The organism is Pseudoalteromonas prydzensis, from assembly GCF_011050055.1.
Classification (GTDB): Bacteria; Pseudomonadota; Gammaproteobacteria; order Enterobacterales; family Alteromonadaceae; genus Pseudoalteromonas; species Pseudoalteromonas prydzensis_A.
In genome coordinates, this window is record NZ_DRGM01000118.1 from 1 (window position 1) to 22,112 (window position 22,112).

At 42.2% G+C, this 22,112-nt stretch carries 17 protein-coding genes and 1 pseudogene; 3 read left to right on the forward strand and 15 right to left on the reverse strand.

Annotated features, from left to right (window positions below):
- From ENH88_RS10900 to ENH88_RS10965, 14 genes and pseudogenes are all read right to left on the reverse strand, one after another.
- A pseudogene (locus ENH88_RS10900) lies at positions 1–623 on the reverse strand (flagellin); the annotation flags it as partial.
- A gap of 348 nt (positions 624–971) precedes the next feature.
- Positions 972–2,204, reverse strand: coding sequence for a flagellar hook-associated protein FlgL (flgL, locus tag ENH88_RS10905; RefSeq protein ID WP_304182271.1), 1,233 nt, complete (start codon positions 2,202–2,204; stop codon positions 972–974).
- Between the two features lie 2 nt (positions 2,205–2,206).
- Positions 2,207–4,213: a flagellar hook-associated protein FlgK gene (gene flgK / locus ENH88_RS10910; protein WP_304182272.1), complete on the reverse strand. Its 2,007-nt coding sequence runs from the start codon at positions 4,211–4,213 to the stop codon at positions 2,207–2,209.
- Position 4,214: 1 nt separating this feature from the next.
- Entirely contained in the window at positions 4,215–5,183 is a 969-nt protein-coding gene (gene flgJ / locus ENH88_RS10915) for a flagellar assembly peptidoglycan hydrolase FlgJ (RefSeq protein ID WP_304182273.1), read from the reverse strand.
- A gap of 203 nt (positions 5,184–5,386) precedes the next feature.
- A complete protein-coding gene (locus tag ENH88_RS10920; RefSeq protein ID WP_304182274.1) occupies positions 5,387–6,481 on the reverse strand; it encodes a flagellar basal body P-ring protein FlgI in 1,095 nt (364 codons plus the stop codon).
- An 11-nt stretch (positions 6,482–6,492) separates the two neighbouring features.
- Positions 6,493–7,176 (reverse strand): flagellar basal body L-ring protein FlgH, encoded by a 684-nt coding sequence (gene flgH, locus ENH88_RS10925; RefSeq protein ID WP_192540968.1) that lies wholly within the window; start codon positions 7,174–7,176, stop codon positions 6,493–6,495.
- Positions 7,177–7,194: 18 nt separating this feature from the next.
- A complete protein-coding gene (gene flgG, locus ENH88_RS10930; protein WP_145239534.1) occupies positions 7,195–7,983 on the reverse strand; it encodes a flagellar basal-body rod protein FlgG in 789 nt (262 codons plus the stop codon).
- A 21-nt stretch (positions 7,984–8,004) separates the two neighbouring features.
- A complete protein-coding gene (locus tag ENH88_RS10935; protein ID WP_304182275.1) occupies positions 8,005–8,769 on the reverse strand; it encodes a flagellar basal body rod protein FlgF in 765 nt (254 codons plus the stop codon).
- A 153-nt stretch (positions 8,770–8,922) separates the two neighbouring features.
- Positions 8,923–10,278: a flagellar hook protein FlgE gene (gene flgE, locus ENH88_RS10940; protein WP_304182276.1), complete on the reverse strand. Its 1,356-nt coding sequence runs from the start codon at positions 10,276–10,278 to the stop codon at positions 8,923–8,925.
- A 56-nt stretch (positions 10,279–10,334) separates the two neighbouring features.
- Positions 10,335–11,015, reverse strand: a complete 681-nt coding sequence (locus ENH88_RS10945; protein ID WP_304182277.1) for a flagellar hook assembly protein FlgD — start codon at positions 11,013–11,015, stop codon at positions 10,335–10,337.
- Positions 11,016–11,029: 14 nt separating this feature from the next.
- Positions 11,030–11,461 (reverse strand): flagellar basal body rod protein FlgC, encoded by a 432-nt coding sequence (flgC, locus tag ENH88_RS10950; RefSeq protein WP_304182278.1) that lies wholly within the window; start codon positions 11,459–11,461, stop codon positions 11,030–11,032.
- Between the two features lie 2 nt (positions 11,462–11,463).
- Positions 11,464–11,874: a flagellar basal body rod protein FlgB gene (flgB, locus tag ENH88_RS10955; RefSeq protein WP_304182279.1), complete on the reverse strand. Its 411-nt coding sequence runs from the start codon at positions 11,872–11,874 to the stop codon at positions 11,464–11,466.
- Positions 11,875–12,617: 743 nt separating this feature from the next.
- Positions 12,618–13,448, reverse strand: a complete 831-nt coding sequence (locus ENH88_RS10960) for a CheR family methyltransferase (RefSeq protein WP_064666494.1) — start codon at positions 13,446–13,448, stop codon at positions 12,618–12,620.
- Between the two features lie 20 nt (positions 13,449–13,468).
- On the reverse strand, positions 13,469–14,401 hold the full coding sequence (locus ENH88_RS10965) for a chemotaxis protein (protein ID WP_304182280.1): 933 nt from the start codon (positions 14,399–14,401) through the stop codon (positions 13,469–13,471).
- A gap of 141 nt (positions 14,402–14,542) precedes the next feature.
- On the opposite strand from ENH88_RS10965, the gene flgA reads away from it, so the two are divergent.
- The 3 genes from flgA to flgN all read left to right on the forward strand — a co-directional run bounded on the left by flgA (position 14,543) and on the right by flgN (position 16,067).
- Positions 14,543–15,250 (forward strand): flagellar basal body P-ring formation chaperone FlgA, encoded by a 708-nt coding sequence (gene flgA / locus ENH88_RS10970; RefSeq protein WP_304182281.1) that lies wholly within the window; start codon positions 14,543–14,545, stop codon positions 15,248–15,250.
- Between the two features lie 78 nt (positions 15,251–15,328).
- Positions 15,329–15,643, forward strand: coding sequence for a flagellar biosynthesis anti-sigma factor FlgM (flgM, locus tag ENH88_RS10975; protein ID WP_016710622.1), 315 nt, complete (start codon positions 15,329–15,331; stop codon positions 15,641–15,643).
- The gene (gene flgN / locus ENH88_RS10980; protein WP_192540974.1) at positions 15,636–16,067 is read left to right on the forward strand and encodes a flagellar export chaperone FlgN; all 432 of its coding nucleotides are present in this window, start codon (positions 15,636–15,638) and stop codon (positions 16,065–16,067) included. The genes flgM and flgN overlap by 8 nt, the downstream gene beginning before the upstream one ends.
- 163 nt (positions 16,068–16,230) lie before the next feature.
- On the opposite strand, the gene ENH88_RS10985 is transcribed toward flgN, so the two are convergent.
- Positions 16,231–22,112 (reverse strand): Ig-like domain-containing protein (locus tag ENH88_RS10985; protein ID WP_304182282.1); only part of this gene is annotated, 5,882 nt, incomplete at its 5' end.

Sequence of the window (22,112 nt, forward strand, 5' to 3'; positions counted from 1 at the left end):
GCTGAACCCGATATATCGGATACACCAGCCACTAAAGTACTCAAGCCTTTACCTGTTACATTACTGGCAACTCCAGCAATACCAGATAATGTGAAGCCAGCATTTGCAGACATAGAACCGGTTGCTGAACCACCAACGTTTTGCATACTAAAACCAATAGTCTGTACTGCGTCTGCCCCAACCTGAAACTTAGCATCATACGTACCGTCTAATAAGTTCTGACCACCAAAAGTAGTGTCTTCTGCTACACGATTAACTTCAGAAGATAACGAACGAATCTCTTCTTGAATTGCTAAACGGTCTTCGTCAGTATTTGAACCATTTGATGCTTGTTGCGCTAACGTACGAATACGTTGGAACATTGATGTTACTTCATCAAGTGCACCCTCTGCAGTTTGTGCGAGTGAAATACCGTCGTTTGCGTTACGGTTACCTTGATTTAAACCATTAACTTGTGATGTTAAACGATCCGAAATTTGTAGGCCAGCCGCATCATCTTTCGCACTGTTAATACGAAAACCAGATGATAAACGTTGGAATGATGTATCTAATGCATTACCAGAATTATTTAATTGTCTTTGTGCGTTTAACGCGCTAACATTTGTATTTACATATAAAGCCATGATATCTCTCCAGAAGTAAACTTATCATTTACTCTCAAACTTACTAGATTAAGCAGTGGTTGTTATTTACAACACTTTGCTTGGTTAATTAAGTTATCGGTCTAGCAAAAAAATCCTTTAGCTTTTTTTTTATTTTTTTTATATTATTTTGTAAGTTCATGTAATTTAATAAATTTTATCGTTATTAAATTAATAAAGTTTATTAAACAACTAAAGAGATTATTATGCTGATCTTTTTCTTCAGAAAATTATTAAGCTGTTAAATAGTAAGGAGATGATCTTAAAAGGCTGGAGAAATACTAGAGTAAGGCAATATTTTGCCTTACTCTTGATGTTCTTATAACTTACTTATAAGTAATCGAACAGTGATAATTTAGCTAAGCGGCCAAAAGTTGCCTGCGAAGCTTGCAGTGCAGTTTCTTGTTTAGTGAGTTCTGTAATGGCCTCAGCCATATCGAGTTCAATTAAATCCGCACGCGAAGATTTATTATTTACATCCAGATCCGTATTCGATTGGGTGATGTTTTTCGTTGTATTTAAGCGTCCACCTAAACCAGCCTGTGTTAAAGAGACCTGATTTTTACTGTTATCGATTTGGATCATCGCCGATGCCAATACTTGGTCATAGTCTTCTTGACTAATTGTTGGGTCAGTTAACCCTGTTATTAAGTCGCTTAGCGTGTTTAAAATATTTTCTTTTTTTGGCGCTTCTAAAGTAAAGTCTACCTGCCCGTTTGCAACTGGGCTAATATCAATTTCCATCCCCGCAAGTTTAATTTTTGATCCCTCAAAACTACCCGTGCTGACGATATTCCCACCTTGTTCGAGCTGATATGTATTAGGTGTACCTGCGGTCGTTATAATATTAAACGTATTTGCACCGGCCCCAGCTGCAGGATCAGCGTTATAATTCGCTTTATGAAATGCATCAAACTGAGCTTGCTCACGTACATACACTTTTGCACTGGTGATACCACCCGATACAACGCCGTCATTAGAGGCGACATTTAAGCGCGCATTGACCTTTTCAAAGGTATCAACCCCGTTATCGCTGGATTTGATCTCAACCCCTTCTGCAACTTTAATCTTGTGCTGACCTTGGTCACCGCCATACACATATTTACCTGTTGATGAATCTAGGGAATAAGTTTGGGTGTTATCCTGATAGCCTGAAAATATATATTTGCCATCTTCAGTTTTGGCATTCATTAAATCAAGCACACTACTTTGTATCGATTTAAGTTCCTCAGCAATACCTTCACGGTCTATATCTGTATAAACCCCATTACCAGCTTGAATCGCGAGTGTATAAGCTTTCTCAAGTGAGCCTTTAATATTCTCAAGCACACTTTCTTGGGTATTTAACCGACTCGTCAGCATAGTAATATTTTTACTATACTGTTCATTCGTTTGAATACGGTCGGTATACAGTAAAGCCCGCGCAGTTGCCGATGGATCATCTGCAGCGGTCAGTACGCGTTTTTGGGTATTAACTTGTTCTTGCGCTTTATTAACATTTTGTTGGTTATTCAAAATAGAATTTAAGCTATTTTGATACATTTGGTTATTTGATAAACGCATAATTACCTCGCAGCACTAAGTAAAGTGTCGAAAATTGTACGAGCTGCTGAAAGCACTTGTGCAGAAGCTGCGTAAGACTGCTGAAAACGCAATAAGTTTGCAGCTTCTTCATCTAAATTCACCCCTGACAATGACTCATACCACGCCTCTGACTGTTGGGCTAATGCGTCAAAAGCAGCCCCGTTGGTCATAGCTTGATTGGTTACAACACCAATATCAGTGACTAACCCTGCATAGGCTTGATTGAATGTTTTATGGTTATCAGCTGATGCGGTCGTGGTAACATTTTGCCGCACTAACTCGCCGCTTTGTAGCCCAGCCAACATTAAGCCATTGCGGTTATCATCAAAGCCGCCTTCATTAAATTCTAATGTAAAGCTATCACCTATAGCTGGTGTTCCTTCAATGTTAAAATCAAAACCATAGCTGTCATACGGAGCGCCAGCTTGAGCAAGCATATTCTCAGCAGGAGGAGTTATAGTAAATGTTGTTGTTCCGTTGCCATCTGTAAGTGTGTATTCATTTGCGTTTGCGGTTTTGACAATACTAATATCACCATTCGCTAAAGCTGGTGGACTTGTCGTTGTAAAGCCACCGCTAGTTACACTGCTCACTGTTCCAGCAGATATATTGGCATTACCAGTATTATTTATGTTATCGGCTGTACGGATAGGTGATGCCAATGCGAGCGCTTCAGGCCTATCGGTGGCGAGTGTTAAACTTGATGCGGCTTGTGCATTAAGCTTTACTGAAAATTGATCGCCAACATTACCACTACCCGACACATTTAATTGTAAACCATACGACTCTCCGCCAGTAATCGTTGATGAATCAATTACGCCAGCGACGATATCCGCGGTTGCAGGAGTTCCTAATGGCTGACCTTTATTATCGACAGGTTGTATTTCAACAGTTGTGCCACTGGTATAAGTAACAATAAAGTCACTGGCAGGAATTTCACTGCCTTTGCCGGGCTCTAAAGTCGCCGTTATACTTGAATTGCCAGTATTGGCTTGATAAGCGTGACCGCCAATAGTTGGGATTGTAAAAATATCCCCACCGAGTTCGCCATTACCGTCCATTCCTAAACGGTTTTGTTGATTAAACGCATCTGCAATCGCCAAGCCCATTTGGCCAAGTTGATTTTGCGCGGGCACTAAAATGTCATCACGAAATGCCAGTAGGCCACCTATTTTACCTTTTAATTTACTCGCATCCACTTCAAGCGGCACCGCTTTGCCGCCATCTATATCTAAATGTAATTCTTTAAAATTAGGATCCGGATCGCCAGCCATCGAAAATAAATTAAATGCACCATCTTGCATTACTAATGACTCACCAGTACCCATAAAAACAAGCTTCTCACCATTCGGGCCATCTAGTGTTTCTACATCGATTAGCTCTGATAATTTACGAATAGCTAAATCTCGCTCGTTATACATAGTGCTTGAGTTTGCTTCATTGCGTGTACCATTTACGGTCGCTATTTGCTTATTCAAGCTGCTAATATTTTGAATTAATGTATTGGCTTCATCAGAAAAAATTTCTAACTGCTCATTCACGATATTTTTTTGATCAAATACAATGCCTGACAAACGCTCCATTTGATCAAGCAAGTTTTCTGCATCTGTCATCACTAATGAGCGTGCAACAGATGAAGACGGTTGATTTAAACTTTCCTGCACATTATTGAATAACGAATTCATACTGGTCGATAAACTATTGGATTCTTGAGAAAACAAGCTATCAACACGACCCGCTTCAGTGACAAATTGATCAAAAAAGGTTTTATTTGAAGTATCGCGATTGAGCTGCTTTTGAGCAAACTCATTTAATAAGCGATAGGTATCTCCACGACCAACTTGATTGTCGATCATGGTCATATGCTCTGTACGCTCGCGTACATAACCCACGGTGTTCACATTGGCAATGTTCTTACTGGTGGTTTGTAGCAATTCTGAATTAGCGCGAACGCCTGAGCTTGCAATGTCAAATAAGTTAAACGACATTCTAATTTACTCCTTGGCGAACCAATGTTGCCGCCAATGTTTTTAGTTCGGTTCGGTTAAGCACTTGCTTAATTTTGTCAGCGTAATTGGGGTCTGTGGCATAACCTGCTTTTTGTAATGAGTCTAAGAAAGCAGCCGGTTTTGCGGTATTTTGTAACGCTTCTTGGTAACGTGGATTTTCTGTCAAAAACTCAACAAAATCATTCACACTGTCTTTAATAGAATCGTATGCTCGAAAGCTTGCTTGTTTTTTAACTGGCGTGCCTTGTTCAAATTCGAGTGTCATTTTATTGGCTTTCTCACCTTGCCAGCTTTTATCTGATTTGATATTAAATAAGTTAAAGCTACTGTTGCCATCACTTTTATTAATAATATGTTTCCCCCAGCCAGTCTCAAGTGCCGCTTGTGCAACCATCACCGCAGGGTTCAAACCAATTTTTTCAGCCGCTGTTTTCGCATGTTCCCAAACACTGCTAATAAAATCTTCCGCATTTTCAAATTGCGGTTTTTGCGCTGTTGATGAACTGCTATTAACAGCCTTGGTGTCAGTCGTATTATCGGCATTTTTACCGGTTGCACGTTGATCACTGGTAAAATCATCGACAGTGCGCAGCACTGAACTAGGGGTAAAGTTTTTTCCGTCAGGAGAGAGTTGTTGCACTATGAGATCGGCTAAACCCAATGAGCCTTTTGAAGATAAATCAACCGATAACTGTTGATCATGCATTTCTTCAAAAAACTTTACACCACTGGAATTAAAAGGACTGTCTTCGTCTTCAAACGCTTCATTTGCTTTGCGCATGCTTTTAAGCAACATTTGCGTAAAAATAGATTCAAATTGTGCCGCTGCTTTTTTTAGCGCTTCTTTTGATGCTTCAGGCGAGGCATCACTTTTTAAGGCATCTTGACGTAAGGTATTAAGATTGCCTAAATCAAAGAAGTTTTGTTTATCGAGATGATTAGTATCCATCAGCAAGTTGACACAGTGATTAATAATGAAATTAATAATGCAATAATTGCGCCAAGGCGAGTTTGCAGATTACTTATAAAGAGTGCGAGTTTGCGAGTTTGCGAGTTTGCGAGTTTGCGAGTTTGCCAAGATGATAAAAATAAGTTCGTTATACAAATAACATCCCCTTAAAGTTTAATCATAAACTTAAGGGGATGTATAGTTTAAATAACCACGAGTTGACCGTTGATGGCGCCCGCTTCTTTTAATGCTTCAAGGATTGCCATTAAATCACCCGGCGCAGCACCTACTTCATTAATTGCGCGTACTAAATCGTCAAGGCTCACACCTGGGTTGAATACAAAGGCTCGAGAATCATCTTCGTTAACATCAATAATACTTTGATTAGTAACGGCCGTTTCCCCTTCACTTAATGCGTTAGGCTGAGATACATTTTGCTGTTCTGCAATTGTAACCGTTAGGCCACCATGGGTAATTGCCGCTGCTTGTAACTTTACATTTTTACCTATTACTATAGTGCCTGTGCGTGAATTAACGATAATTTTTGCCGAGGTATCGGCTGGTTTAAACTCTAAATTTTCAAGCGTTGATAAATAAGCAACACGCTGTGATGCATCACGCGGAGCAATCACACGAATTGAGGCTGCATCAAGTGCGTGTGCGCTATCAGGGCCAACCAACTCATTAATCGTTTGCTCTAAACGTTTTGCCGTTGTAAAGTCAGGACGGTTTAAGTTAAAAGTAATATAATCGCCTTGCATAAATGGGCTTTTAATTGCACGTTCAACCGTTGCGCCATTGGGAATACGCCCTACTGTTGGGGTGTTAATAACCACTCGGCTGCCATCGGCACCTTCAACACCTAAACCACCGACAATTAAACTACCTTGCGCTACTGCATAGGTATTACCATCAACCCCTTTTAAGAAAGTTTGCAATAATGTGCCACCGCGTAAACTACCGGCACTGCCGATTGACGATACAGTAATATCAATAGTTTGACCGGGTTTTCTAAATGCAGGTAACTCGGCATGAACAGCAACCGCGGCCACATTTTTAATCTTAGGCTTTAAATTGGAGGCCATGGTAATACCAAAGCTATTGAGCATGGCTTTAAAACTTTGTTCAGTAAAACGACTTTGCTCACCGGTGCCAGGTAAACCGACTACCAGGCCATAACCAACTAACTGGTTTGAGCGAACACCTTCAACCATTGAGACATCTTTGATACGTTCAGCGCTGGCACTACAGTGCCAAACTAATAAACATATACACAGCAACGCTTTCAAGCTATTCATATCAACATCCTTTAAAAAGGGAACAGAGAACTACTGAAGAATCGTGTTAACCACCCTCCCGTTTGAGTCTCTTGCATTTGCCCTTTCCCAGAATACTGAATGCGCGCATTCGCGATTCTGTTAGAGGTCACAGTATTATCTGCGGTAACATCTTGCGGACGAACAAGCCCTTCAAGACGAATAAATTCTTCACCGGTGTTTAAGGTTAACCACTTTTCACCACGGATCACTAAATTACCATTCGGTAATACCCGCATCACATTCACCGAAATATCACCAAATAAACTATTAGATTGATTTGACTTAGTATCCCCTTTAAATTTTGCACCACTGCCAACACCAAATTGAATACTATCGCCGCCAATATTAACGGGTAGTCCGCCTAAACCAATGACAGGGTCGAGGCTAGCATCACTTTGTTTATCCGTTTCAGTTTTAGCTGCTTTTGATGATTGCGTTGATTCTTGCAGTTTAACTGTAATTATATCCCCGGTGCGTAAGGCTTTTTTGTCTGAATATAAATCGTTTGATAAGTAACTATCAAACAATGAGCCTGTTGGTACGACTTGCTCTGCGGCAGGCTCTGGGTACATAGGAGCATAGTATGGATCATCTTGAACCACGCTGTGGTTTTGAGTCGTCATACAGCCACTCAAGATAAATGCACCAGTTAAGACTATAGATAAATTACGCATAACTTTGCTCCGAATTAGTTAAAGTTGCTGACTGATGTAACTCATCATTTCATCAACCGCTGAAATCACTTTTGAATTCATCTCATAAATACGTTGAGTTTCAATCAGGTTAACTAATTCTTCGGTTACATTTACGTTAGAGGTTTCAAGTGCCCCTTGTACAACCGTGCCTAATCCTTCAAGCCCTGGGTTACCTTGTACGGGTGCACCACTGACTGCCGTCTCGGTATATAAGTTTTGCCCTACAGGCTCAAGGCCCGATGGATTAATAAAGTCACTGATCGTTAACTGACCAATCACCACATTTTCAGGCTGCCCTGATATACGCACCGATACCTCGCCATCTTGCGATACAGTAATTGACTGCGCATCATCGGGGACGTTCATTTCTGGCTGCACAGGAAAACCAGCACCTGCTGTTACAATGCGACCATCTTCATCGGTAGTAAATTGACCATTTCGCGAATAAGCAATATTGCCATCAGGCTGCAACACTTCAAAAAAACCAGGGCCAGAGATCATCCAATCCAATGAATTTTCAGTGGTTAACATATTACCTTGGGAAAAGTTTTTCTGGTTGGCAACAACTTTAGTACCCGCACCCAACATTAAACCAGAAGGCATTTCGGTATCTTGTGATGAACGTCCCCCCGGCTGATTGATATTTTGGTACAGTAAATCTTCAAACACAGCACGGCTTTTCTTATAACCAACGGTACTGGCATTGGCTAAATTATTTGAGATCACCGAAATATCGGTTTGTTGAGCATCAAGCCCCGTTTTACTTATCCACAATGCAGGATTCATACTAATGTCCTCTCAATAAAGTTAAACAATACGCAGTAATTGAGTATGTCGTTCGTCAATTTCTTCTGCCGTTTTCATTAACTTAACTTGTAATTCAAATTGGCGTTGATGGCTTATCATATCCACCATTTCATGTACCGGATTCACATTTGACATCTCTAAGGTGCCACTTAGCACCTTCACATCATTAGAGATGTCGCAAAATCCACAGATATCATTTTCCAGTAATTCGGGTTTTGGCCGAAATAGACCATCATTGCCTTTTTCAAGCTCAGAGTTGTTTGCCTTAATCACCTTTAAGCGGTCGACAACTTCTAAAAAGTTAGCGGGTGCACCTTGCGGACGTACTTGAATCGAACCATCTTCACTAAATTCAATCTTTTCGATTGGTAACGGTAAAATGATAGGCCCACCTTCGCCAATAACTTGACGGCCATGACTGGTCATTAAAGCGCCATCAGGGGTGATATTCAGTGTACCGACTTTAGTATATGCCTCATTACCTGAAGCATCTTGTACCGTTAGCCAGCCTTTATCGCTCATCGCAATGTCAAGATCACGGCCAGTTTCAACTATACCGCCAGAGGTCATATTCGAGCCTGGGCGCTCTTGCATAGTAAAAACACGTGTTGGTAAACCTTCCCCAAACGCTTGCATCGAACGTGCTTGTGCGAAGTCAGACTTGAAACCTGTGGTATTCGCGTTTGCTAAATTATTTGCTTTAAGCTCTAGGCCCCGCAAACTTTGCTTAGCACCAGAGGCTGCAATGTAGACCATCTTGTCCATAACATCGACTCACGTTAAAAATCTATAACGTGATAAATGCAAGATAAGTGCCACAATAAATTGACGTGACAAATGTAAGCAAGATAGTGCAAATAAAAAAGGCCGCTAAAAAATAGCGGCCTCGGTGTCGGATTATAAAAAGTAGAACCGAAATTATCGGATCTGCAAGATATTTTGTTGTAGTGTTGAGTTCACTTCTAGTGCACGCGAGTTGGCTTGGAAGTTACGTTGTGCGCTGATCAAATCAACTAACTCATTGGTTAAGTTTACATTCGATTGCTCTAACGCCGATGAGCTAATTTTACCAAATGCGCCCGAATTAGCTTCTCCAGCTATCGGCTCACCAGAGGTTAAACTTTTCTTCCACGAAGTGTTGCCGACTTGTTGTAAGCCCTGAGAGTTTGAAAAGCGGGTTAACGCAACTTGCCCTAAATAATTAGAATCTCCGTTACTATAAGAAGCAACAATTTTTCCATCAACACCAATATCAATATTTGCCAACCGCCCCACAGCTGCACCATCTTGGTCTAGTACTTTATTTTCAAAAGATCCCGCATGTTGTGTCGGTATTTTTGAAGAAGTACCCGCTTCATCACGCCAATTGATAGTTACATTGTTAGGAAAACTAGCGCCATTGCTTAAAATACCTGTCAGGTTAGCGCCATCGAAGACCACTGAATCAAATGTATTTGTCGTATTTGCGGTACCGTTGGTATTGAGTGGTAACCCGTTAGCGTCAAACTGAAATGTTGAAATTGGAGTATATGGTCCAGTAGCGCCTTGCGGGCTTCCATCTGGGTTTACTACTTGACCGTCTAAGGTCGAATAGACTTCCCATTCGTTAGCATTTCCTGTAACAGCTGCATCTGTTTTCACAAAGTACAATTGCATGGTATGCGATTCACCTAACGAATCATAAATATTGGTTGAGGTAGAGTGAGTAATTGAGCCAGATTGAGTTGGATCAAATGGTGTAACAGATGGCGCAGCTTTGGTCGAATCCAACCGAAAAGACGAATATATATTTGTCGTAGCACGCGGTGAGCCTGAAGAGTCAGGAATTTGAATCGCGGTAGATGTGCTCAAACTCACTGATGTCGCATCCCCGCTTGATGGATCCACAGGGAAACCTTGTAAAAAGCTACCTCTTGAGTCAACGATAAAATTATCTTTGTTTAATTTAAACGCCCCTGCACGAGTAAAGGTATGATCTTGTGAACCCAGCTCAGAACTAAGAGCAAAATACCCTTCTCCGCCAATTGCAAGATCCAGTGAATTTTGCGTACCTAATGTTGAACCTTGGTGAAACTGTTGAGATACGGATGTTGTTTGCACACCATCACCATTTTTAGTTTTACCCGAGGTAAAAACTGATGATGCATAGACATCAGCAAATTCAGCTCTCGACTCTTTAAAACCCGTGGTATTTACATTGGCGATGTTATTAGCAGTAACATCTAAATCTTTTTGTGCGGCAGCGATGCCTGTTAACGCAATATTGAAGCTCATAAGTGACCTCTAAACTGTTAATATTAGCCTTCGGCTAGAAATATACTTTAAATGTTTTATGCAATTTCTGCGACATCAGTCAGCTTAATCGCACCAGCTTTAGTGTTGATAATAATGCCATTAGCACCATTAATGCTTACACTTTCAATGTTTTTATATGTGGCCATAGGTAAGCTAGTAAACTCCTCTCCCATGCTGCCCTCAGCTTTTATACTGTATTCTCCTTCTGGAAGGCTTTCACCTGCTTCATTTTTGCCATCCCAGCTAAAGCGTAAACCGCCTGCTGGTTGAGTATCTAAATTAATAGTTCTCACAAGTTGTCCAGAGGCATCCGTAATACTGAGCTTTAAATCTTTAACAGGACTTTCGATTGCGATTATGCCCGAGGCTTCACCGCTGCTGTTAAGATCTAATGTATCTGCTTCTACTAAAGCCTTCTTACCAACCAGAGTTGATGCCTGCAACGCAGAATTGGAGGTCATTGAAGCTGCCAAAGACTCAAATTTTGAATTTAAATTTGCGATACCTTCCGCCATAGTGAAATTGGTCATTTGCGCAATCATTTGATCGTTGTCTGCAGGTTTGCTGGGGTCTTGAAACGACAGCTGCTGCGTTAACAACGAGAAAAAATCTTCTTGCGTGAGTGCATCACTTTTCTTTTCGTCAGTAACTTGGTTATTCTGCCCGCGAAGTGAATCAATATAACTTGACGATACAGTACTGATATCGTTACTCATAATCTAACCCTCAATTACCGCTGCCCAAGCAACAGTGTTTTACTTAACATTTGCTTAGCTGCATCTGCAACTTGCACATTGGTTTGATAAGAGCGTGAGGCGGAAATCATATTAGCCATTTCTTCAACGACATTAACGTTAGGTTTGTAGATATAACCGTTTTCATCCGCACTTGGATGGTTTGGGTTATATTCAATTTGCAAAGGTTTATCACTCTCGACAATTCCTAGCACTTTAACGCCAACAGACGAGCCCTGATTATTACCCGTTGATTCTGATGCTTTCATCAGCTCAGCAGCAAAAACAGGGTGACGCGCTCGATACGTTTGGTCTTGGCTTGAGCTGATGGTATTCGCATTCGAAATATTACTCGCGGTTGTATTCAAGCGCACATTTTGTGCACTCATGCCACTACCTGAAATATCAAAAACGTTATATAAACTCATGCTTATGCTCCTTGACCACCGAGGGCTTTTTTAAGGCCTGAAATTTTACCACTCATAAACTGCAGGCTTGCCTGATACTCTAATGAGTTCTTTGTATACAAGTTTCGTTCCACTTGTATATCAACCGAGTTACCATCACCTGTATCTGCTTGATTTGGCGAGCGAAACATTTCACTGTTGCCGACATAACGACTACCACCGGCAATGTGGTTTGGGTTAGTTGTTACCATGTTATTGCCGCCTTGTTGGTGGCTTTTTGCCGCTTTCAATGCCGTGGCAAAGTCGATGTCTTTCGCTTTATAGCCCGGCGTATCAGCATTAGCGATATTGGTTGCTAATAACTCAGCACGTTGCGAACGGATCAACATTGCATGAGGATGAACCCCAAATGCTTTATCAAAACTGATAGCCATAACCATCTCCAAAAAATTGACTTAGGATGACTAATGCAAAAGATGAGCCAGTTTAACTAGCTACTAGGGATATAAAGGTCTTGGGAAGTGACTCGGTGTTTACATTACTTGTAGGGAGTGGCTTGCCACCGCGTTTACGTTAAATATAGGAACTAGGTTCTAGGGAAGTGACTAGCCGTTAGGATCCTAAAACCGAGCACTTGGAAATTCATGGCTAAAGCCATTTCCTACGGTGTGTCTGCTCATTTACCCACGTTCACTTCTCTTTGTGCAAAATATATCTTTAAGTGATTGATTCACCATAGAACAGCGAGTTAAGAAGTTAAGAGCTCGCTACGCTTATGCGCAATGATTGTAAGAATAGGCACTAGATTTTAGGGGAGTGACTAGCCGTTAGGCTCCTAAAACCGAGCACTTGGAAATGCATGGCTAAAGCCATTTCCTACGGTGTGTCGGCTCATTTACTCACATTCACTTCTCTTTGTGCAAAATATATCTTTAAGTGATTGATTCACCATAGAACAGCGAGTTAAGAGCTCGCTACGCTTATGCACAATGATTGTAAGAATAGGCACTAGGTTTTAGGGAAGTGACTGGCCGTTAGGCTCCTAAAACCGAGCGCTTGGGAATTCATGGCTAAAGCCATTTCCTACAGGTGTATCTTGTGCAAAAGAGCTTTATTTGCACAGGATAAACGCGAGCCTACTAATTATAAGGGGCCGTCAGGTCTTAATTTTAAAATACTATTTCTTTTGGTAAATAATGCCTGGATTACAACGCACCATATCAAATTCGTCACTTAATCCCGACATAGATTCAGAGGCACCTAAAAACAAATACCCTTTAGGGTTAAGTGCTTGCGCAAATTGCGCAATAATTTTCGCTTTCACTTCTGGGGCAAAATAAATGAGTACATTACGGCAAAAAATAATATCGAATTTACCCATTAACGCATATGAATCCAATAAGTTGAGGTGCCGAAAACTGACCAATTTCTTGATTGAATCATTCACTTGCGCCATGCCATTGCCGCTATCTTTAAAGAACTTCTTTCTACGCTCTATCGACAGCCCTCGGGCTAAAGCAAGCGAGTCGTATTCTGCATGCTTGCACATATCCAACATGGTATTAGAAATATCGGTGCCGATGATCTGTGCCCCCATTTTTAACACGCCCGGTTGTTTTGCCTGAAACTCAGCAACAGACATAGCAATAGAGTACGGCTCTTGGCCTGATGAACTTGCTGCAGACCAAATTTTTAGCGGTCGACGCAACTCTTTATGCTCTGGAAATAATTTACTTTGTAATAGTTCAAACGGGTATTGGTCCCGAAACCATAACGTTTCATTGGTGGTCATAGCATCTACCACTGCGGCACGTAACTGCCGCTCATGCGGACTCAGCGTTTTACTAACCAATTGCGACAATGATGCGACATTAAAACGCACCATTAGCGGAGCAAGTCTGCTTTTAACTAAATAAAGCTTATTATCACCTAGCACAATGCCACATTGTTGCTCTAAAAAAGAACGAAACTGATCGTACTCGCGTTGCTCTAAATGCTTATTTTCCAAAGTTACACCGCCTTTTCAAATTAGTCACAATGAACCCATTTTTTCACTGCTGTAGCTAATTCATCCGGATTGAACTTAGCAATAAAGTCATCAGCGCCAACTTTTTCAATCATCGCCTGATTAAACACCCCACTGAGCGATGTATGTAAAATAACATGCAATGGAGCTAATTTTGGATCTGCTTTAATTTCTGCTGTTAAGGTATAGCCGTCCATTTCTGGCATTTCAACATCAGAGATCAATAGCCCTACTCGTTCGGTAATATCGTTGATACAATCTAGCTCGGCGATCTCTCGTAATCTTATTAGCGCTTCTTTGCCATTTTTGGCAAGTTCTGTTTGTACGCCTAATGGTTCAAGGGCACGTTTAACTTGATTACGAGCAACCGCAGAATCATCGGCAATAAACACAATGCGTTCACCTAAGTCTTTTTGAATTTCACCGTCATTCGCTATTGCAGCACTGACTTCGGTATTCACCGGACAAATTTCATTTAATATTTTTTCAACATCGAGAATTTCAACCAATTCGTTTTCAATTTCTGTCACTGCAGTTAAATATGAATATCGACCCGCTCCTGATGGTGGCGGCATTATTTTTTCCCAATTCATATTAACTATTCGCTCAACACCGCCAACTAAAAAGCCTTGCACAGAGCGGTTATATTCAGCAATGATGATGAAGCTATCTTTAATATTCTCGATCGCAGGGCCACCTACGGCCATCGATAAATCGATAACAGAAATAGTTTGGCCACGAATATGCGCGACGCCTCTTATATACGGGTTTGATTTTGGCATATTTGTTAAAGGAGGGCATTGCAGTACTTCTCTCACTTTAAACACATTAATACCAAAGCGCTGCCGCCCTCTAAGCTTGAATAATAATAATTCAAGGCGGTTTTGCCCAACCAACTGAGTACGTTGATTAACTGAGTCTAAAATGCCTGCCATTTCAATCTCCTAAAGAAAGCGAATAATAACGGAACAATAATTGCTTTCTTTCTGTAAAGCTACATAACTACACGGGAGCGTCTGTTTATTGACGCTAAATATTTATACCCTGTTTTCAACCATAAGCATAGTCGAAACATTATGAGTTTGTTAAAAAAAAGCCGAAGATACAGTGTTTTTTATTTTCTTGCTAGCCTATGCCTAGTTGCGCCACTGGCTGCGCAAACTTACAGTAAAGAGCAACTACAAGAACTCGCTGTATCTTATGTATACGATCAGCTCGATCCCGCTACCGCAGATGACAAACAACTTAATGCCTTAAGTTTAGACAGTCGCATTCCTGATCGCAGTTGCGAAAACGAACCTTCGTATACTATTCCTACTGAGCCGCCTTTTAATCGGCAGATCACCGTACAAATAAAATGTGATGATTTAAATGGCTGGAGTCAATACGTGCACGTGCGTATGATTGAGCTCACCCCTGTGATCGTCGCGAGCGAAAATATAAGTCGTGGTGAAGTCATTGAAACTCACCACTTGAGCTTGATTATGAAACCAAAACATTTTGTTCGCGCGCAATACTTGCAAGACGAACAGCTGTTAATTGGCAGTCGCAGTAAACGTAATATCCGCAGCGGTTATCCCGTCGCTTTAAATCAAATTTGTATGGTCTGTAAAGGAGATAATGTTACTATCTTTGCAACCATTCGTGGGTTAAAAATAAAAACTTCCGGTTTAGCACTAGAAGATGGTACTTTAGGTGAGCAAGTTAAAGTAAAAAATGCGAAATCAGGAAAAGTTTTAAATGCCCGTGTTGACGGTGTTGAGTCTGTGCAGGTAATTATCTAAATTTTCGCATTTATGCTAAAGTTTCTAATGTGTATGCCGATAACTAGGCATAAGTTGGGTAACGTATAGGTTAAAATCATGGTAAGCCAAGTAAATAAAGGTCAGCAACAGGCTAATGTGTTGACCAATGCTAAACAGCAAAAAGTTGATTTGCAAAACAATAATGCAAATACTGCGCAAGCAAATGCCCCTAAAGCAGCTGCTGATTCAGTGAGTTTGACACCTCAAGCTCAGCAATTAAAATCATTACAAGATAAGGCTCAACAGTCTTCTGGTTTTGATAGTAATAAAGTTGCTGAACTTAAAAAGGCCATTAGTGAAGGTAAATATCAAATTGATGCTGAAAAGTTAGCCAAAAATATCGCTGCATTTGAGTTTGACGTGTATGGCTGATCACAACAGTTTGATCTGCTCTAAACTTGTTATGCAGCTCAATAGTTTAACATCGCTGGCTGATATCTTAGATGATGAATTAACAGCTATCGCCTCCCGTCGTGGTGAGGGCTTAAAAGACATCGCGAAACAAAAGCTTGGTTTTTTGAGCCAAATACAAACCTTAGATAAAGAACTTAAAACTTTACTCGCAAGTAATGAACTCGAATCTACCGAAGTCACAGACTTGATTGCTGACGTACGTAAATTATTAGAATCATGTAAAAAGAAAAATGATGTTAATGCTCATGCAGCCCATCATGCCCAATTAACTGTAAAACAGTTAAAAGACATTTTAATTGGCGTGCCAACGTCAACAACCTATGACCAAGGTGGTAGTGTTGTCCACGGTAACAGCAAGATCGTCCATAATTTAAAAGCGTAGTGCTCGCTCGTAGAAAATATCCTTTGTAATTTCCTTTCCTGTTTTTAGCAATACTTTTATTAAGCTAGCAACTGATTTATTAGACTGCCCCCAACTCCTAGCTAAGATTCAAAATAATAAAGCGCGAGAACAACCCGCGCTTTACATTGATACTATGAATTCATTAGCTATCGATTTGATTATTGCCACTTTCGATTAATTTCTTAATCATTTCCTCCGACTGGTTTTGTACATCAATAGCAGGCTCAGCGGAGGTCGATGTATCGCCATTGAAAGCGATACTACTTTCTTCGCTCCCAGAGTCTAAGGCTAGCAGATCGGTTTGACCAACATCGCTCAACACATCATTGATTGTTAAATCCAGTGGCTCTGACTCACGACTAACGGTATTGTCAGCAACTAGGATGCGACTTAAATCAATACTTTCATCTTGTGATAGTTCATTGCTAAAGGTAACACTTGATTCTGATACCTCTGCCTGCGCTATGCTCTGCTCTGCCTCCACACTGGCTGGTGCTGGATCATCATTAATATTGCCAGAAGCAACGTCCTGATTGTCTGTATCTTTAGCAAGGTAATTTCCTGCTTGATCAAGTGTTAAGAAATAATAATCTTCACCACTTAACAGGTCCAAATCTAATAAAGATAACGTATAACTCCAATCACCGTTGGCGTTAGTTGTGGTACTTGGGTAACCTTCTAATACATCAAGATCAATACCCAATAAGCCTACGCCAATTAAGCTTGCGCCGATAATATAAATTTCAGTTCCCGGTGGTGCATCGCCTTCTGCTGAAGGAAGTATCAGACCCAATATGCCAGGATTATAATCCGTCACATTAAACTCAATAGGAGTGGTATCAACTATTAAGCCATTGCCTGATGCAGTACCCATGTTACCCGCAGCATCTTCGATACTAACACTTACCGTATACGTGCCATCCAATAACCCTGCAGGAAAATCACTGATATCATCTCCTAATGAAGCTGACCAGTTACCATCATTATCGGTTGTAACTGTTTGCTGATAGCCGCTGCCAAAGCTTATTACCACCTCTGAATTCGCTTCACTTGACGTTCCTGTGATCAGTGGGCTCGTATCATAAGTTAAAACTAAGCCACTGGTAATTGCGACTTCTGGCGCTACCGTATCTATGATGCCTGTACTTTGCGCTGATGATTCATTTCCTAACTCATCGGCAGCACTGACATTAACAGTGTAAGTGCCATCTGCTAAGCCATTAATTACTTCAACCCCCCAGCTACCATCGGCATTAGATGTTGTGGTCAGCGTTTGTGCATTGCCAGCACTGTCAGTGACCAACACTGTCACTAAAGTGCCTGCTGGTGCACCACTGATAGAACCATTTATGGCCGGTGTCCAATCATTCGTAATTGCAGGCGCGGTCACTAAAATACTAGGTCCCGTATAGTCCATATTTATGGTAATAGTTTCACTAGTGCTGTTACCGGCAAGATCTGTTACCACGACACTGATCTGAGCATCTCCTTCAGTCAGCGCATCTGTTGCTGCAACGCTCCAAGTTCCGTTTGCAAGTACCTGAGTTGATAGGTTCTGTATTGCACCGTTACTCGCTACTATGGTTACCTCAACAGTTGAACCTTGTTGTGCATTACTGGTACCAGCAATCAGTGGTGTTGTATCTGCAGAACTCAGTGTAGAGGTAATCGCAAGCGTTGGTGGTGTGAGATCAATCACTAATTGTGCAGAACTTGAAGAGCTTAGGCCTGCTTGCGTAACACTGGCGGTCACGGTGTAACTTCCCTCCAGTAGGGCATCAGGCACATCCACACTCCACACTCCACCGTTTAAGGTGGCAGTAAAGCTTTGTAGGTCACCACCTGCATTGCTAATAACAACATTAATGGTACTGGCATCTGGTGCATCACTAGTACCGCTTATTTGTGGCGTTGTATCATTGGTAGCCATTAATGCGTTAATACCGATACTTGGCGCACTGGTATTAAGCACCCCAGTTACCTCATTAGACACGCTAGTATTACCAGCTAAATCGCTGACTGATGCGACCACGCTAATATTACCATCCACTAAACTATCCGTTACCGCAACAGACCAACTTCCATCAGCAAGCACCTGAGTTGTATAACTGTATGGTTGCGCGCTATCGGTTACCGTTACGCTAATTGTCGTTCCAGCAGGTTCATCACTGCTACCAGTGATTGTTGGTGTTGCAAGGTTAATCGTACCAATCGCATCCACAGTGATTACTGGCGCAAGCGTGTCTATTTCGCCAGTCGTCGTTGTGCTTGTTGTTAACCCTGCGGCATCAGTAATTGTCGCGGTTACGCTGTATTCCCCCTCAGGAAGTGGATCACTTTGTACTTGCCAATTGCCGCTGCTATCAACCTCAGCTGTTAGGTTGTGGGTATTATCATTGCCATCGACTATCACCACAGATACAGTACTTCCCTCTGGTTCATCACTGGTTCCTGAGATAGTCGGTGTAGCGTCATTTCCTAAACCAAGGCCTACAACATTAATACTTGGTGCCACAGTATCTATCGTTATACTGCCGGTGCGTGAGGTACTATTACCGGCTTCATCGGTAATGCTTGCCGTTACTGTGTATGTGCCATCTACTAATGCCTCAGCTGAGACTTGCCAAGTACCATTTTCTGCTACTGTGGTCGTTAAGGTTTGCCCATCGACCGTGACCGTAACTTCGCCCCCTGTTAGGTTGCTATTACCACTAATTTGTGGCGTCTCGTCGCTGCTGATAGGGGTTGAGTTAAGTACTAAGCTTGGTGCTGTGGTATCAATAACACCTGAAGCGGTTTGCTCGGTTAAATTACCTACGCCATCACGTACACTGGCTGTCACTGAATATTGCCCATCGGCTAAACTTTGTGGCACATCCGCAGACCAACTACCATTGGCTTGTACTGTTGCCGTGAAGGTTTGCTCAGCAACACCTTGGCCAGTAACCACGAGTGTGACTTGTGCACCTTCACCTAAGTCAGTGGTACCACTGATGGTTGGTGTGCTATCCATAGTCAGCGCTGGAGCGTCTAAGGTAAGCTCAGGTGCTGTGTTATCAAAGTCTAAGGTGCTGATGGTGGTGGTATTGCCCGCCGCATCGGTTGCAGAGGCTTCAACGTAAGCCAGTGTTAGCAATGATACCGATAAATTCAATACGCTCCAGTCACCGTTTGCATCAACAGTGGCAGTGTAAGGTAAACCTACCGCGCCTCCCACCAAGTGATTTGTAATAGTGACTACGCTACCCTCAGGCAAATCAGATGTTCCCGATAAAGAAATTAAACTTCCCAATAAGAATGACGGGACGATTGTCAATTCTGGTGGTGTTATATCAACTTCACCACCGGTTTTACTGTCTTCACCTTGATTGCCTGCCACATCGGTGATCGTTGCTTTAACAGAGTAAACACCTTCTGCTAATGCGGTGTTTGCCGCTGCTTGCCAATCACCTTGAGCATTCGTAGTGACGATTACAACCTGCTCAGTACCACTTGCATCCGTAAAGGTAACCTCAACAGTGGCATTCGCTTCATCAGATGTACCACTAATAAGTGGCGTTGTATCTTGTGTTAATACCAAGCTGCTTTGGTCAATGGTAATTTCAGGGTTAATACTATCAATAACAGCATTGGCAGTTTGTTGCCCAGCATTACCTGCAGTATCAGTGACTACAGCAGTGACGGTGTAAGCGCCTTCAGCAAGTGTTTGAGATGCTTCGACTTGCCATGTCAAGTCCGCTGCAAGTGTCGTATTAACGGTATGACTAGCACCTTGTGCATCTGTAAAGGTAACCGCAACGGTGTTCCCAGCAACAGCATCTAACGCTGCTCCTGAAACAACCGGTGTTTTATCTGCTGTGCTGCTTAATAAATCAATCAACACTGTAGGTGGAGTTAGGTCTATGTCACCTGTTGTTTGAGCCGAATTGCTATTTCCGGCAATGTCCGCAATGGTTGCAGCAACGCTATAATTTCCTTCTGCAAGCTCACTTGCAAGCGCAACAGACCATGTACCATTTGCTTTGACCGTTGCCTGCGCCGATTGCTCGGTGCCAGCACTATCGGTGACCAACAATGTAACGATAGTGCCTTGTGCAGCATCTGATGTGCCACTAATTAATGGTGTTGTATCATTTGTAATACTCGGTGTATTAACAGCCAATGTTGGTGCGGTTAAGTCTATTGCAAGGCTAGTGCTGGATGAACCAGTTAAACCGTCCTCGCTAACAACGGCATTCACAGTATAACTACCCTCAACAAGTTCATCACTGACATCAATAGTCCATTGCCCAGCCAAAGCTTGAGTGGTCAATGTTTGCACCACAATGCCCGAGGCAATAATTTCAATCGTTACATCAGTACCATCTCTGGCATCTGTGGTACCAGAGATGGTTGGTGTGGTATCCATCGTGGGTTGTAAACTCGCAATCGAGATAGTCGGCGCATTGGTATCCAATGTTGCGTTACTTGAAGCCAATGCTTGATTGCCAGCAGCATCACTCACATTAGCCGTAATAGTAACTGCGCCATCGTTCAATGCATCAATAACTTGCACTGACCAACTTCCATCGGCTTGTACAACAGCAGTTAGTTGATAACTGTTTAAATTATCACTGACATTCACCGTCACCGTTGCACCAATTTCATCACTACTGCCTGAAATAACCGGTGTAGCGTCGTTAAATGTGCCTAACCCGTCTAAAGTTAAAGTTGGATCTAATGTATCAACGGTACCAGTGCCCTGCGCTGTGCCAATATTATTAGCAGCATCTGTAATTGTGGCCGTGACAGTGTAAGCACCATCGGCAATCTCTACGCTTGGACTTGCCGAGTAACTTCCATCGGCTTGCACTTGGGCTGTAAATTGCTGACTGTCACCATTGGCATCAACCAAAACAATGACCACTTCAGTACCTTGCGGCTCAGTTGAAGTTCCTGAAATAGTCGGCGTTGGATCATTCGTTACACCTGGATCCGCCATCGTCAATACAGGCGTAATACTATCAATTAACAGCGTGGCAGATGCAGTTTGTAGATTCCCGGCGTCATCAGTGATACTCACTTCAACAGGGTAACTGCCATCATTCAATGCCGTTGGGATTGTTACCTGCCAAGTACCATCATTTGCAACCGTCGCTTGCAGAGTTTGTCCGTCAACCACAACCGAGACTTCAGCACCAATCTCATTACTACTGCCTGTAATCGTTGGTGTTGCATTAGCCGTTGGTTGTAGATTGTCTATCACTAAACTTGGCGCAACACTATCAACCACGCCAGTGGTTTGTTCCGTGGTTAAATTACCAACACCATCACGCACAGATGCGGTGACTGTATAGGTTCCCTCTGCGAGTGCTTGTGATACAGACACGGACCAAGTTTGATCCGCTTGAACAACCGCGGTAAATGTTTGGCTGACATTATCGCTATCAACCACAGTCAAGTTAATCACAGTGCCTTGACCCATATCAGTATCACCTGAAATGACAGGTGTTGTGTCATTGCTCAATGCGTTAACACTGACCGTTAACTCAGGTGCTATGTTATCAAAGTCGAGTGTACTGACCGTACTTGTATTCCCTGCAGCATCAGTTGCGCTGGCAGTAACATAGGCTAGGTTAAGTAATGGCACCGTTAAGTTTAGTAATTGCCAATTACCATTAGCATCTGTGGTTGCCGTATACGTTGCACCAATCAAACCTCCAACTAAGTTCTCGGTAATAGTGATGGTACTTCCCGCAGGTAAATCTGAATCACCTGACAGTGATACCAAATTACCTAACAAGAAAGAAGGTATAATTCTCAGCTCTGGTGGGATTGTATCCACCACGCCATTATCACTGGCGTTGCCGGTATTACCTGCGGCATCGGTGAGACTGGCAGTCACGGTGTACGCACCATCGATAAGCGGCTGCGTGGCTTCTGCACTCCAATTACCGTTAGCATTGGTTTGTACTGTCACCGTATGGCTGCCATTGGCATCCGTAAAGGTAATCGCAATGTCACTATTGGCTAGATCCGATGTCC